The organism is Rhodococcus sp. 24CO (genome assembly GCF_050586165.1).
Taxonomy (GTDB): domain Bacteria; phylum Actinomycetota; class Actinomycetes; order Mycobacteriales; family Mycobacteriaceae; genus Rhodococcus_F.
The window spans coordinates 1-13,998 of the sequence record NZ_JAZFNF010000012.1 but is presented as its reverse complement, the minus strand read 5'-3'; the positions used below and the strand labels follow the sequence as shown (position 1 = coordinate 13,998).

The 13,998-nt window shown below is 60.0% G+C and carries 9 protein-coding genes and 1 riboswitch; of the genes, 4 read left to right on the top strand and 5 right to left on the bottom strand.

Annotated features, from left to right (window positions below; genetic code table 11):
* Positions 1-9: 9 nt before the first annotated feature.
* Positions 10-1,236, bottom strand: coding sequence for an LLM class flavin-dependent oxidoreductase (locus V2B23_RS26120; protein WP_430952965.1), 1,227 nt, complete (start codon positions 1,234-1,236; stop codon positions 10-12).
* An 89-nt stretch (positions 1,237-1,325) separates the two neighbouring features.
* A riboswitch (SAM riboswitch) is annotated at positions 1,326-1,439 on the bottom strand.
* Between the two features lie 412 nt (positions 1,440-1,851).
* Here V2B23_RS26120 and V2B23_RS26115 point away from each other — a divergent pair.
* On the top strand, positions 1,852-3,267 hold the full coding sequence (locus tag V2B23_RS26115) for a stealth family protein (protein WP_430953079.1): 1,416 nt from the start codon (positions 1,852-1,854) through the stop codon (positions 3,265-3,267).
* A gap of 6 nt (positions 3,268-3,273) precedes the next feature.
* On the opposite strand, the gene V2B23_RS26110 is transcribed toward V2B23_RS26115, so the two are convergent.
* Positions 3,274-4,191: a phosphodiesterase gene (locus V2B23_RS26110; RefSeq protein WP_430952964.1), complete on the bottom strand. Its 918-nt coding sequence runs from the start codon at positions 4,189-4,191 to the stop codon at positions 3,274-3,276.
* Positions 4,192-4,510: 319 nt separating this feature from the next.
* On the opposite strand from V2B23_RS26110, the gene V2B23_RS26105 reads away from it, so the two are divergent.
* Complete coding sequence (locus V2B23_RS26105) at positions 4,511-5,881, top strand: dicarboxylate/amino acid:cation symporter (RefSeq protein ID WP_430952963.1); 1,371 nt, start codon at positions 4,511-4,513, stop codon at positions 5,879-5,881.
* Positions 5,882-5,936: 55 nt separating this feature from the next.
* Here V2B23_RS26105 and V2B23_RS26100 read toward each other — a convergent pair whose 3' ends face one another.
* Both V2B23_RS26100 and V2B23_RS26095 read right to left on the bottom strand, forming a co-directional pair.
* Positions 5,937-7,031: an alpha/beta hydrolase gene (locus tag V2B23_RS26100; RefSeq protein WP_430952962.1), complete on the bottom strand. Its 1,095-nt coding sequence runs from the start codon at positions 7,029-7,031 to the stop codon at positions 5,937-5,939.
* Between the two features lie 120 nt (positions 7,032-7,151).
* Positions 7,152-8,246 carry an alpha/beta hydrolase gene (locus V2B23_RS26095; RefSeq protein ID WP_430952961.1) on the bottom strand — a complete coding sequence of 365 codons (1,095 nt, stop codon included), beginning with the start codon at positions 8,244-8,246 and terminating at the stop codon, positions 7,152-7,154.
* Between the two features lie 110 nt (positions 8,247-8,356).
* Between V2B23_RS26095 and V2B23_RS26090 the strand changes: the two genes are divergently transcribed.
* Entirely contained in the window at positions 8,357-11,584 is a 3,228-nt protein-coding gene (locus tag V2B23_RS26090) for an SNF2-related protein (RefSeq protein WP_430952960.1), read from the top strand.
* 112 nt (positions 11,585-11,696) lie between these two features.
* Positions 11,697-12,272, top strand: coding sequence for a TerD family protein (locus tag V2B23_RS26085; protein ID WP_033235982.1), 576 nt, complete (start codon positions 11,697-11,699; stop codon positions 12,270-12,272).
* Positions 12,273-12,341: 69 nt separating this feature from the next.
* On the opposite strand, the gene V2B23_RS26080 is transcribed toward V2B23_RS26085, so the two are convergent.
* The gene (locus tag V2B23_RS26080) at positions 12,342-13,658 is read right to left on the bottom strand and encodes a plasmid pRiA4b ORF-3 family protein (RefSeq protein ID WP_430952959.1); all 1,317 of its coding nucleotides are present in this window, start codon (positions 13,656-13,658) and stop codon (positions 12,342-12,344) included.
* Between the last annotated feature and the right edge of the window lie 340 nt (positions 13,659-13,998).

Below are 13,998 nucleotides of genomic sequence, written 5' to 3'. Positions count from 1 at the left end.
CTCGTCTGTTCAGGCGGCCGGAGTGCCGGCGGCGTAGCGGTTGGGGACGTCGATCGGCAATCCGAGAAGTCCGCGGAGATTCGTACCTGGATACGCGGTACGGAATACGTTGCGTTGCTGCAGTTCTGGTACCAGCTCATTCACAATCGCGTCAAGATCGTCCACGGCAACACCGGGTCGCAAACGGAAGCCGTCGATCCCCAACTGCTGCCACCGGAGAAGTTGATCGGCCAGTTCAGCCGGCGTGCCGGTGAAGATCAATGCATCGGAGCGGTACTGGGTACCCGACGCACTGTCCAGGCGGTCGAGTCGTTCTCGACCCGATTCCCCTGCCGCATCGAAGAACACAACAATGTCGCCGTAAACCCGGAGCGGTTCACCCGAGCGCTCAACCCGTTCCTGCGCCGCCCGCACCTCGGCGAGGATCGAGGGCACCTGTCCATCGTCGAGAGGAGTCACAAACACCAGATCGGCTGTTCGAGCAGCCAGCTCGTACGGAACGCGCTGGTGCGCCAAAGCTGCGACAACTGGCTGCCCCTGCGGCGGCCGCGGAGTGACCGACGGTCCACGCACGGATAGGTACTTGCCCTCGAAGTCGATGTAATGCAACTTGTCTCGATCGATGAACCGGCGCCGCTCCACATCACGAATCTCGGCGTCATTCTCCCAACTGTCCCAGAGGCGCCGAACCACATCGACGGCCTCAGCCGACTCTTCGAACAGATCCCGTACGAAATCGGGAAGGTTGCCTGAAACCAGCAACGCCCGGTCATCTTCGGTCAAAGCTGGGATATCGCGCCGGCCGAAATGCGAGGCCTCCGCTTCGGACGCTGAGACTTTCACCTGCAACCCGCCGCGGCCTCGCGACGTGTAGTCGAGTGTTGCAACAGCTTTGGAGACATGAAACGGCTCGGTATGCGTCGTGGTGATCGTCGGAATCAACCCGATATTGCGCGTCACCGGTGCCAGCCTGGCTGCCACGAGATGTGCGTCCAGTCGAGCGCGCACACGATCGACTGCGTCACCGACTGGCTCGAATGGGTTACCCGGTACGGAAAGACTGTCCTCGATACTCACGAAGTCGAGCAGACCGCGTTCGGCTGTAGTCACGAGATCGGTCCAGTACGACGCCGTGAACAGCTCGCTCGGACGCGAATGGGGTTCTCGCCAGGCCGCCGGGTGCCAGCCGGCGCCGTCAAGCGCTACGGCGAGGTGGATGGGAAGGGGGGAGGTCATCGGCTTCTACTCCTGTTCGAGGACTACTCGGGAGCGCACAGTGCCGGCCGCAGAACCGTCAGCCATCTTTCACTGACGGGTAGTGCCGCAACTGCCGCTTGCGACACACACCACGCGTGTCGCCAGGTGTGATCCCGGGGCACCCCATCGGCATGAAGGGTTGCCGTCCAGCTAGCCGGTCCTTGTCGCTGGAACTCTGCACCTGCCGTGACGGTAGCCGCTACAGCGCCCAATCACTATGAACGCGACTTTCCACACACCAGCAGAAACCACGCATCACCTGCCACAACCGACACCTGATCCTTTTCACTCTCGAGGATTCGAATTCGCGTGGCGGTACCGAGTATGCGCAAAATCCCGGTCAACCCGAATCGATCCAATTCCCGACTAGACTGGCACGACACCGCCTCTGTGCGTCCGGTCATCGAAAGGCACGTCATCACACAATCTCCCGCTCCGCACGACATCTACTTCGTACCCCCGGAGCAGGACACCACCGACGCAGTGAAACCCGTCTCGTCCTCCGTGCGCGCTCGATTGGAGGACCGCCCGGAAACTGTGCGGTTCAAAAATCGGTTTGCCCTCCCGATCGTCACGACAACCCCGCTCGAAGCGATGATCGAAGACCTGCTGTTCATCCGCGATATTCTCGACGCGGCCGGTGTCGAATACCTCCTCGTACGCGGCAACGACGAACGAGCAGTTATCGCGGTGAATTGGGCCAACCGAAAGAAATTGCGCCGCGCGCTGATCGACGGATGCCAGAACACACCCTTCTATTCGAAGACTCTCGACGCGAAGAAGAGTCCCGCGCTCTTGATAGCCGACGGCGCACTGTCCACCACACCAAAAGCCCGCATCTTTCGACTGTTTCGGCCGCGCGTTCATCTGGCGAGTGGCCTGAACTACGGCGCAAATATCGGTCTTCAGATCGAACTGTGGTCGATGTCCGACACAGAGATTGTTCTGCCCATCGAAAATTCACTGACCCGGCGGACGGTGCGCCCGGAAGAAGCAGTCCGTGGAACGGTGGAGCGTTTCGGCCGTATCTGGCCCACGATCGAGAATATGTTTGCCGCCCATGCATCGGACATCAATTTCGACATCGACCTCGTCTTTTCCTGGGTCGACGGTTCTTCCGAGGAATTTCAGGCGCAACGCGCACTTCGGATGCAGAACTACATTGTCGGCGAAGGCGACGAATCCGCGGCACGATTCCGTCAAATCGACGAATTGAAGTACGCACTACGGTCCGTGCACATGTATGCGCCGTGGATCCGAAGAATCTTTGTCGCCACCGATTCCGATCGTCCGGCATGGCTGGCCGACGATCCTCGCGTCACTTTCATGCCCAGCGAAAAGTTCTTTGCCGACCCGTCTGTGCTGCCCACTCACAACTCACAGGCCGTCGAATGCCAACTGCATCACATACCCGGACTCTCCGAGCATTTCCTCTACTCGAACGACGACATGTTCTTCGGCAGATCTGTCGGCCCCGACATGTTCTTCTCGCCCGGTGGAATCAGCATGTTCATAGAGGCGGATACGCGAATAGGTCTGGGGCACAACGATGACGATCGCAGCGGATTCGAGAATGCGGCTCGGGTCAATCGACGTCTCCTACAAGAGCGATTCGGATTGATGACAACCCGACACCTCGAGCATGCCGCCACCCCGCTGCGCAAAAGCGTCATGGCGGAAATGGAACGCGAATTCGCGGACGATTTTGCGGCCACCGCTGCGAGTACTTTCCGAGCGAGCACCAACATTTCAGTCACCAATTCGCTGTACCACTACTACGCTCTGATGAGTGGCCGCTCCGTCGTACAGAAGTCGGCTACGGTCAAATACGTCGACACGACTGTCAAAGCCGGTTTGCGACAGATGAATTCACTACTCAAAGACCGTTCGATGGATTTCTTCTGCCTCAATGACGGCAGTGAACCGGAAATCGATCTCGAACTACGTACCCGCAAGGTCACCGAATTCCTCGAGAACTACTACCCCGTCAAAGCGCCGTGGGAGGCCTGACGCACCTTACTGCGCAACCACACTATCGTTGCGCTCACCGATGCGAATGCCTGCGTCCGCCAGCCGCACCGCGCCGTCGCGGGCGCTGACGGCCTCACCCACCGTGTCGTCGCAGACAACGTCGTCGCGCTCGATCGGCACTACCGAATGAACGATCGTGTCGTCGTACACGTGGACGAGATTGCAGCCTTGTGCGCTGTCTCGGCCACGCTGTCCGCCGACCGCTACGTTGAGGTCCTGGGTGTAGCAGGCCGACGATGCCACCGACACGGGAATTCCCGCGAACGTCGCCGTCGTCGAGTAATGCAGGTGGCCCGCGAGAATTGCCCGCACGTCACTTCCCCGGAGCACTTCGGCCAAGCGGGGCTGATCTCGTAGTTCGACCAGCACAGCCAGATCCTGGATACAGGGAATCGGCGGGTGATGAAGGGCGAGAATCGTTCCGTCGGGCGCTGGCGTCGCTAATTGCGTTTGCAGCCAATCCAACTGGGCGTCGCTGATCGATCCGTAGTGGTGGCCGGGAACAGTGGAGTCGAGCGTGATGACACGAAGTCCGTCGATGTCGTAGACCCGATCGACCGACTGGGTCGACGGTGACTCGTTCAACAATCGCGTCCGGAAGTGTTCCCGATCATCGTGGTTTCCCATCACCCAGATGACCTCGGCACCAAGTCTGCCGGCCACCGGTTCCACGATCGACTTCAGCGTCTCGTACGCGGACGACTCCCCTTTGTCGGTGAGATCACCGGTGAACACCAAAGCCCGCGGACGCGCACCGGAAGCCTCGACGCCGGCAAGAATCTGCCGCAGTCGAGCCGCCGCGTCGACGGCACCGTACAGGTCGCCATCGTCGACGAGATGCGTATCACTTATATGCACCAGGAAATGCTTCGGACGTGGATATTCGGCATGTCGAACGCTCATCGGTCTCTCGCTTCCGCTAGCCGACGCGCAGGTACCGGTGCACCTACCGAACCTCGACACTAGTCATCGAGTCCTCAGCACTCGTTGACGCACACCCGTGAACCGCCCGGAATCATCGGTAGTTGAAGCTACGAGTAGAGTCTTCGCAGTGTTGTTCCTGACCTCTCGACGCTACGTCGACCTTCGCCTGCAGGCGAGCGCAATGTGTCCGCGCTCGGCCTGATAGACGCGTACCAGGAAACATTTTCACGAAACCCCGCCTGAACTTCTTCATGGCGTGCCGCGTTTCGCTCTCTTCAATTTTTTGAAAGGCATTGTCATGCCCAGCTCCACCTCTACCGGCGTGCCGGAATCAAAGACCCGGTTCCCCTCGTGGGCAACGTCATTCGGACCACAGATTGTTGCCGGCCTGGTTATCGGTGTCATTCTCGGTCTGGTTGCCCGCGCCATGCCTGATGCCGCCGACGGCAACGTGAACTGGCTCGTCGGAACTGTCCAGACCATCGGCAGCAGCTACGTCAAACTGCTGACGGTCGCGGTCATTCCACTGGTGTTCACCGCCATCGTCAGTTCCATCGCAAACCTGCGTCAGGTTGCCAATGCTGCTCGATTGGCTGTCCAGACACTGTTGTGGTTCGCGATCACGGCATTCATCGCGGTCATCATCGGCATCGTCGTCGGCCTGATCACCGACCCCGGTTCACGCACCGACGTCGCCGTCGAAGCTGCCAAGGAGCCGAAGAGCTCCGGATCGTGGTGGGCGTTCATCACCGGCCTGGTGCCGAACAACTTCCTCGGCCTGGGCGCCAAGACGTCAGTCACCGAAGGCGTCGCGACAACCTCACTGAGCTTCAATGTTCTGCAACTGCTTGTCATCGCGGCTGCCATCGGAATCGCGGCGCTCAAGGTCGGCGCCAAGGCAGAGAAGTTCCTCGAGTTCAACGCTTCGCTCCTGGCAATCATCCAGAAGGTGCTGTGGTGGATCATTCGCCTCGCGCCGATCGGCACCGCCGGCCTGATCGCCACCGCCGTCGCAACCTACGGCTGGGACGCCATCGGATCGCTCGGCGTCTTCACCGCAGCGATCTACATCGGGCTGGCCATCGTGTTCTTTGTCGTCTACCCGGCTCTCATTGCTGCACACGGCCTCTCGGTTCGGAACTTCTTCTCCGGCGTCTGGCCTGCCACTCAACTCGGTTTCGTTTCCCGCTCGTCGATCGGCACACTTCCGCTGACCGAACGCGTCACCGAACGTAATCTCGGCGTACCGCGCGAGTACGCGTCGTTTGCCGTGCCGCTGGGTGCCACCACGAAGATGGACGGTTGCGCCGCAATCTATCCCGCAATCGCAGCCATCTTTGTTGCCGGCTTCTACGACGTTCCGCTCAACTTCACCGACTACCTCTTGATCGTTGTCGTGTCGGTGATCGGTTCGGCCGCCACCGCTGGAACCACCGGTGCAACAGTCATGCTCACCCTGACACTCTCGACACTCGGACTGCCTCTCGCCGGCGTCGGCCTGCTGCTTGCCGTCGAACCAATTGTCGACATGGGCCGCACAGCCGTCAACGTCACCGGACAGGCACTTGTCCCGGTCATCGTCGCCAAGCGTGAAGGCATCCTCGACACGGCCCGTTTCAACGCGCCGCGCAACGGAAATCCGTTTGCCGAGGAACTCGTCGACGCATAATTCGGTCACACCAAAAGATGTCCCCGCACCGATCGGTGCGGGGACATTTTTCTGGTCAGATGCCGAGGGCCTTGGACAGGGTTGGCCACGCTTTGGGGAAACGCTCACGCCAGTACGGCCACGAGTGCGTGCCGGTCGGTTCGTAGTCGACTGTGGCATCGATACCGAGTGCGGTGAGGCGCTGGTCGAAAGCCTTGGTACACATGTGTGCAACCGCCTCGATACTGCCGCCGACAACCAGACGATCGGCCAAGTCAGGCGTCTGCAAATTTTCGTTCTCGCCCGCCACTCCCGTCGCGACGGACAAGTAGATTTCCGTGCCACGGAGTTGCTCGGCGTTAAGGAGCGAATCGTGCGCTTCCCATTCCGGTCCGCCTGGCACTCCCCACATGTTGTCGGTGTTGCCGCCGCGCGACGTGACCGTCGACTGGATGCTGGCGCGACCCCACGAGTCCGTGGTCGAGTAACACCCACTGAAGCCAGCCACGGCCTTGTACAGGCCCGGATTTCGGTGGGCGAGCATCATCGCACCCTGTGCGCCCATTGAAATGCCCGCAATTGCATTGACGCCGTTGGTATTCAATCTCGCGTTCAGGAGCGGGGGCAACTCTTTCGCGATGAACGTTTCCCACTTGTGCAGTCCAAGTGCCGGATCCTCGTTCTCCCAATCCGTGTACATGCCGGCCTTGCCGCCGTTGATCATCACGACGTTGACGTTCTTGTCGGCAAAGAAATCCGGTGCGACGCCGTACCTCACCCACCCACTGGACTTCTCCTGAGCGTCGGCTCCGTCCAGCAGATACAAGGTAGGTCTCGGCGCAGAGTTGTCCGCGGGAAGAATAATCTCGACGCCGACGTCACGTCGCAAAGCAGGAGACGCCACCGTCAGGCGAACGGACTGCGGTCCAGTCACGTTCTCTCCGACAATTGCGGGGACAGCAATGCCGTCCAACAGTTGCGCAGGTGCCCCTGGGTCGCCCTGCATGGACCCGGGCACAGTCGAACCGTATTCCAACGTCTCGAGACTGTCGGAGATCGGCGTCGCGCCTACCGAAGTGATACCGAGCACCTGCAGTCCGAACACACACGCAGTGGTTACAACGATTCCCGCCCGCCGCACGGGGGTGGGCGGGGTCAGGCACTTCGACATCAGGCTCCCAAACAATTAAATACAGTCATTTGAAAGATACCGTGTAATTCGGACACGCTCACCTGGCGGCCCCTCGCACCACGTCTGATCAGCGGCGAAGCGATCGCTGCGCACATACCGTCAGACTCCCAGAGCCTTCGACAGTGTCGGCCACGCCTTCGGCAAGCGCTCACGCCAGTACGCCCACGCATGGGTGCCGTTGGGCTCGTAGTCCACGGTGGCCTCGATATCGAGTGAACGCAATCGCTGATCGAACACCTTGGTGCACACCTTTGCGGCAGCCTCGATCCCGCCGCCGACAACCAGCCGCTCCAGCAGTTCCGGTGTCTGCAGTGTCTCATCCGCCCCGGGGGCGCCGTTGGCTGTGGAGATGTAGATTTCCTTGCCGCGCAAGCGTTCTGCGTTCAACACGGAATCATGTGCTTCCCACTCGGCCCCGCCGAGTTCGCCCCACATATTGACCGGATCACCGCCACGCGAGGTAATCGTCGCCTGCACGCTGGTTCGACCCCACGTATCCATCGTCGAATAGCAACCGCTGAACACCGCGACGCCGCGATACAGATCCGGGTACCGATGAGCGAGCATCATCGCGCCCTGCGCACCCATCGACGTCCCGGCGATTGCATTGACGCCGTTGGTCCCGAAGTGAGCATCGATCAATGGTGGCAACTCCTTCGCGATGAAGGTTTCCCACTTGTGCAATCCGAGCGCCGGATCCTCGTTCTCCCAATCCGAGAACAGGCTCGCTGATCCGCCGTTGATCATGACGACATGGGCGTTCTTGTCAGCAAAAAACGCGGGAGCGCCGCCCATGGTCACCCAACCGTTCGAGCCTTCACCTCCGTCGACGCCTTGGAGCATGTAGAGCGTCGGGCGTGGAACCGAGTTGTCGGCCGGAAGTAACACCTCGACACCAACCTCGCGCTTCAAGGCCGGCGACGCGACCGTCAGACGCGACGCCCGCGCTCCGGTGCGTTCTTCGCCCACAATTGCAGGAGCCAGAATGTCGTCACGCAGAACGGGAAGCGGCCCGGGATCATCGCGAAATATCTCGGGAACACTCGATCCGAAATCGAAGCTTCCGGTACTGCCGGTGCTCTGCTCCGCGTTGGCGTTACCGACACCGACCAGCGGTGCAGTCGCGACACATACCGCGATCAGCGCGGCCGCGAGCTTCCCAATCCGGGCAGGCGTGTTCACATGGACATTCATCCAGACTCCCAATTTCTAATCCGACAAAGTGAACATACCGTCCAGTTTAAAATCGACTGTCATTACCGCTCTTTTCCAGCGGTGTCGGACTCGCGGATTAGGGTGGAAAAATGCAGCCGGAATCAGTCCTAGTCCTCGACCTGGACCAAATCCGCGCTGTTGTCGGCACAACCACATTTCAACGCGGACTCGACTATTTCCGCCAAGGAGCCGTTCGCGAATTCGAGTGGGACGAGACGACCCAGACTCTCGAAGGCGAGGTAGTCGGCAACGAGGACTACGTGTCTACGGTCTTCCTCAGCCGGCGCACCCATAACCACACCACCAACGTCGTCACGATCCTCCGTGGCATTTGCACGTGCCCGGTGCGCATGAACTGCAAGCACGTCGCTGCTTTGGTCATAGCTGCCGCGGCAAGGTCCTCACAACCAGCGGCGCCCAAGAACTGGGAAGACTCGATCCGGGCGTTACTTCGGCCGAATCCTGTCGAACGAGGCGCCAGTGATCTTGGCATTCAATTCACTCTGCGCACCAACGGCCCTCGAAACCAACTACTGGTCAAACCGGTGCAACCGGGCGCGCGGGGATGGATTTCCGGGGGCCTCGCGTGGAACAAGCTGGGCAGCTTCTACCAACACCCGGCGCAACACATCCGGATACTCAATGACATCCACCTGCTGATCAGTGCCAGGACGGCGTACCGCCACTACAACGCCACCGATTTCGATCTGTCGGACTTTCCGAGTCCCGGCCTGTGGGCGTTGCTCGCTGAGGCGCGCAATGCCGGTATCCCACTCCTCCATGCCAAACCGAGCCTCGGGCCGGTCATGATCGATGACGGAGTAGACGTGTGCCTCGACGTGACGCATGGTCCGGAGAACGGACTTCAGGTCACGCCGCGCCCATTCTTCACAAACAACGGCGAAAGAACATCGGAGCCACCCCCACCCGTCTGGGGAACAATCGGCAGCACCGCCCACGGCATCTACGCAGTCGACCACGACGGCAGAATCCGGCTGGCGCCGTTGAACACCTCCGTCTCCCCCGCTCTCAAGGACTTCATCGACGCAGGCGACGCCATTGACGTACCGGCAGAACACCGCGAAACCTTCACCTCCCGCTTCGCGATCAGACTCAGCTCGATTGCCGATATCGTCTCCACCGACAACTCGTACGCATCACCCGAGATCAGCGGTCCGGTTCTGCACTTGCGTGCGAAGTACGGCGATGATCATCGTGTCGACCTGACGTGGGAGTGGCAGTACACCGTCGGGAACGATCGGTTGACTGTCGGTGTGGGTGAACATCCCGGGTCACTCGACGGCCGCTCCCCCGCCAAAGAGCAATCCATCCTCGACACCGTGAGCACGCTGTTCGGGCGCTCCGACACCACTGGGCCACACTCGCGAGAACTGGTGCACGGTCCATTGGCCGGCTTGGACACCATGCGCTTCACACTCGATGTCCTTCCGTTGCTCCGGGACCATCCGGACGCTGACGTCACCATCGACGGGACACCAGCCAACTATCGCGCCACCGATGATTCGGTTGTCATCGGACTCTCCACCAGCGCTTCGCCAGAGAGCGCCGGATCGGACTGGTTCGACCTCGGGGTCACCGTCAACGCCGACGGCCAAGAAGTGCCCTTTGCCGACATCTTTGCCGCCCTCAGCATCGGCGCCACCGAACTGCTGCTGCCCGACGGCGCATACTTCAGCCTCGACAAACCTGAACTCCGCGAACTGCAACGCCTCATCGCGGAAGCACGCTCACTCCTCGACCGCCCCAACGGTCCGCTGCGGATCAGCAAATTCCAAGCCGGACTCTGGAACGATCTCACGACGCTCGGAATTGTCGAACATCAAGCAGCACATTGGAAAAAGCAGGTCGACGGGTTGCTCACCCATGCCTCCATCGACCAAGTGGATGTCCCGTCGACATTGCTGGCCACACTGCGTCCCTATCAGGTCGACGGATTCCGGTGGCTCAATTTCCTTCTGGAACACGGACTCGGCGGAATATTGGCCGACGACATGGGCCTCGGCAAGACGCTTCAAACACTGGCGATGATTGCCCGTGCACGCCAATCCGATCCGGCGGCACCACCTTTTCTGATCGTTGCCCCGACCAGCGTTGTCTCCAACTGGAAATCCGAAATAGCCAGATTCACACCAGAACTCAGTACGGTCATCGTCACCGGGACACTCAAACGACAGAACCTTGATCTCACCGACATTGTGGTCGGTGCCGACATCGTGATCACGTCGTACGCATTGCTCCGACTCGACTCCGACGCCTATTCTGCCAACAGTTGGTCCGGACTCATCCTCGATGAAGCTCAGTTTGCAAAGAACCACAAATCCAAAGTCCACCAGTGCGCCCGAAAACTCGAGACGCCGTTCAAACTCGCCATCACCGGCACACCCATGGAGAACAACCTGACCGAACTGTGGTCACTGCTGGCGATCACGGCTCCCGGACTCTTTCCGAATTCCGCCCACTTCACCGAGCTGTACCGTCGGCCGATCGAAAATAGCGGGGACACAGAACGATTGGAACAACTGCGCCGACGCGTCAAACCGTTGATGATCAGGCGCACCAAGGAGCAGGTAGTTCGCGACCTACCGGCCAAGCAGGAACAAGTACTCGAGATCGACCTCTACCCCAAGCATCGCGCGCTCTACGACACCCATCTCCAGCGAGAACGCCAGAAGATCCTCGGCCTGCTGTCCGACGTCGACAAAAACCGTTTCACCATCCTCGCGTCACTGACACTCCTGCGCCAACTCAGCCTCGACGCCTCGCTGATCGACGACAATCACACCACGATCCCGTCGGCCAAAGTCGACGCACTTCTCGAGCAATTGGACGACGTCATCGCCGGTGGACACCGCGCCTTGATCTTCAGTCAGTTCACCGGTTTCCTCAACACCGTTCGCCGTCGACTCGACGCCGACAACATCGAGCACTGTTATCTCGACGGCAGCACGCGCGACCGCGGCGACGTGTTGGAAAAGTTCAAAACCGGTACTGCGCCAGTGTTTTTGATCAGTCTCAAAGCAGGTGGCTTCGGCCTCAACCTCACCGAGGCCGACTACTGTTTCATTCTCGATCCGTGGTGGAACCCCGCCACCGAAGCTCAAGCCGTAGACCGAGCACACCGCATCGGCCAAACCAAGAACGTGATGGTGTACCGCCTCATCGCCAAGGACACGATCGAAGACAAGGTGATGGCCCTCAAAGCAAAGAAATCCGCACTGTTCGCCAGCGTGATGGACTCCGACGAACTGCTCAGTTCCACACTGGGCGCCGACGACATCCGTTCGCTCTTCGAGTGAACGCCAGGCTTGTCCCACCCCTCGATCCCGGGGAACGGTATGGTTATTTGTGAACGGACAATACAGAACTCACGAATGCGGATATCACCACATTCGAACGAGAGGAACCTGAATGGGCGTCACACTTGCCAAGGGCGGCAACGTATCTCTGTCGAAAGCAGCACCCAATCTGACCAAAATCGCTGTCGGACTTGGGTGGGACGCACGAAGTACCAGTGGCGCTGACTTCGACCTTGATGCCAGTGCGTTGGTCACCGGCCCGGAACGCAAGGTACTTTCCGACCTTCACTTCGTGTTCTACAACAACCTTCGGTCCCCGGACGGTGCCATCGAGCACACCGGCGACAACCTCACCGGCGAAGGCGACGGAGACGACGAGGTAATCAACATCGACCTCCCGGCGGTTCCGCCCAACGTCACCAACATCTTCTTCCCGGTATCGATCCACGACGCCGACGCGCGCCTCCAGTCCTTCGGACAGGTCACCAATGCCTACATTCGCGTGGTCGACCTCTCCACCGGATCAGAGCTTGCTCGCTACGACCTGTCCGAAGATGCGTCCACAGAGACAGCCATGCTCTTCGGTGAGGTGTACCGGCACAACAACGAGTGGAAGTTCCGGGCCATCGGCCAGGGATACGCGTCAGGCCTAGCGGGCATCGCCCGTGACTACGGCGTCAACATCTGACATCACGCAAGAACATGGGGTCCGAGCCTGATTCAGGCTCGGACCCCATGTTTGTTCCAGCGGTGCTTTCTAGCGTTGAAGGACTGCCCGCGCAAGATACTGCGCCCAGGGCATATCCGACGTCGAGGTCATCCCGACCAGGTCGTATCCAATGGCGCCGACCAGATCGAGAACCTCGATCGTGGTGCCGGCAGACTTGCCCGCCGTCGTGGGCTCTGCATCCAACGCCTGGGACGATCGGATCTGGCCAAGAGTCCCCGCGACAAGGTGATGCCGATCCGACGGTTCCAGGCCCGCGGCAACAGCAAGCAGGACGAGAAGTTCAATGGCCCGCGCAGGTCCCGCCGACGCAACGGGAACCCCGTGGACAATGCAATTCCACAACACGTCTGCATCTGCACTCGCGGAATGCCCACGGCGAGTCAGGACAATCCTGCCCTTCAGCTTCCTGGCCAGACCCCAGCTTCGGAGCAGAACAAACAAACGCTGAGCCTTGGGAAGATTGACCGGCGCGAGTTCCGGCTGGTCCAGCGCCGCATCGACCGTCGACAGAAATGACTCGACATCGATTCCGTCGTCACCGATCAACGTCAACAACATCTGAATCCGCGCGCCCACAGCAACACGTATCTGCGACGAAGACTCGGACCGATCATCGAGTCGCGCCATCGCAAAGACGTCGTGCAGCTCAGGCGCGCTGGCCGGCGCGAGCAATTCGAAGAGATTCCAGATATCGAAGGTGCGTGGGAACGACGCGATCGCGGACTCCCGCGCCACCGTACCGACACAACGAGCCAATCGCTCGTTGACCTCCTCCAACACAAACTTGTTCGGCTCGAAATCGGTTTGTGCCCACTCCAGAGTCCACTCACGAGAGCGCAATTCCTCGGAAAGCAACACCCTCAACAGTTGCTCGAACTCTTCAGGTCCGGCACATTCTTCGGGTGGGCACGCACCAACACCTTCGATGCACACCGCGGGTTTATCCGCTGCCTCGTCGTCGATCGCTTCGAGAGTCACAGAATGCCGCCACGCACCGGCTCGTCCGTACCGGTACTGGATCATGTCACCGGGAGACATCAGAACTTCGTCGACGTGGACCTCGTTCCCGGCGACTGCGCTCTGGCCGCGGCTACGACGCTCAGGCACACGATTGCGCGGAGCGTATTCCAGAAAATCACCCGGAAACCGTGTGCCGATCTTTCGCCACGAATGACCATGAATATCGTGCCAACCCATAGCCCGTTGAACCACTGCGTGGAAATCGTCGAGCGTGAAATCGGAATCGACAATCAACCGCCGTGATATCTGCGTGGACACCTCTTCAAGCTGAATCGAGATTCGTAGACCTGCCGGCAGTGAACGGTTCTGTCCACGAGTATTCATCGAGGGATGTTCGGGCACAGCGGGAGTCTGCTGTGAAGCGGCGTTTTCTTCCTGATCCAATCCTGTCGGCACAAGTCGCAGGTGCGAGCCACTGGAGTTGCGGAGGCCAACCATAGCTGTTCACTATGCCATGAACTACCGACAACCCATGAGTTTTGCCGTCGTAAAGTACCCGGTTTGCGGAGTTTTAACCCACCCCGCGACGGTGCGAACGGTACATTCGGTCGATCTGAGGCGACGGGCGTACCGTTCGCTCGATCCCGGGTGGTGTTTCGGGGACACGAAAAAGCCCCCAACCATAAAGGTTGGGGGCTTTCTCAAGTTGTGTTCGGCGGTGTCC

What these genes read in the sequence shown, in the direction of transcription:
- V2B23_RS26120 (WP_430952965.1), bottom strand. Translation starts at nt 1,236, where the DNA reads ATGACCTCCCCCCTTCCCATCCACCTCGCCGTAGCGCTTGACGGCGCC.
- V2B23_RS26115 (WP_430953079.1), top strand. Translation starts at nt 1,852, where the DNA reads ATGATCGAAGACCTGCTGTTCATCCGCGATATTCTCGACGCGGCCGGT.
- V2B23_RS26110 (WP_430952964.1), bottom strand. Translation starts at nt 4,191, where the DNA reads ATGAGCGTTCGACATGCCGAATATCCACGTCCGAAGCATTTCCTGGTG.
- V2B23_RS26105 (WP_430952963.1), top strand. Translation starts at nt 4,511, where the DNA reads ATGCCCAGCTCCACCTCTACCGGCGTGCCGGAATCAAAGACCCGGTTC.
- V2B23_RS26100 (WP_430952962.1), bottom strand. Translation starts at nt 7,031, where the DNA reads ATGTCGAAGTGCCTGACCCCGCCCACCCCCGTGCGGCGGGCGGGAATC.
- V2B23_RS26095 (WP_430952961.1), bottom strand. Translation starts at nt 8,246, where the DNA reads ATGAATGTCCATGTGAACACGCCTGCCCGGATTGGGAAGCTCGCGGCC.
- V2B23_RS26090 (WP_430952960.1), top strand. Translation starts at nt 8,357, where the DNA reads ATGCAGCCGGAATCAGTCCTAGTCCTCGACCTGGACCAAATCCGCGCT.
- V2B23_RS26085 (WP_033235982.1), top strand. Translation starts at nt 11,697, where the DNA reads ATGGGCGTCACACTTGCCAAGGGCGGCAACGTATCTCTGTCGAAAGCA.
- V2B23_RS26080 (WP_430952959.1), bottom strand. Translation starts at nt 13,658, where the DNA reads ATGAATACTCGTGGACAGAACCGTTCACTGCCGGCAGGTCTACGAATC.